General features: G+C 68.2%; 1 pseudogene. It reads left to right on the top strand.

The annotated features are described in order from the left end of the window. Positions 1-115 precede the first annotated feature (115 nt). A pseudogene (locus G3N18_RS15840) lies at positions 116-459 on the top strand (IS1634 family transposase); the annotation flags it as partial.

Below are 459 nucleotides of genomic sequence, written 5' to 3'. Positions count from 1 at the left end.
CCTGGATCGTGTCACCGTCGGGTGATTTCGCGGGTTGAGGATCGTTGAGGCTTGATTTTCCGGGGGTGTTGGTGCCTCGTGCGGGGCACTAACGGCGTCGATCTAGACTCGCTCGGTGGGGTGGTTCGTGCGGAAGGTGCGCACCGCGTCGGGTGCGACGGCGGTGCAGATCGCGTCGAAGACCCGTGGTGTGCGGACGATCGTGGAGCACCTCGGCTCCGCGCACGACGATGAGCAGCTCGCGGTGCTGGTCGCGATCGCGCGGGAGCGGATCGCGGAGCTGGCCGGGCATGTCCCGTTCGATCTGGACGGGCTGGGCGCGACGCCGCCGGCCACGACCGCGCCGACGGTGACCGGGTCGAGGTCCAGGTTGTTGTGGGATGTCCTCGAGGACGCCTACGCCCGTCTCGGGTTCGACGCGGTCGGCAACGACACATTCAAGAAGCTGGTCCTGGCCCG

It is taken from the genome of Microbacterium paulum (genome assembly GCF_015707995.1).
In the GTDB taxonomy this organism is placed as follows: domain Bacteria; phylum Actinomycetota; class Actinomycetes; order Actinomycetales; family Microbacteriaceae; genus Microbacterium; species Microbacterium paulum.
Note: the sequence above shows the minus strand (reverse complement) of the source record. Positions and strands in the feature narration are given on the sequence as shown.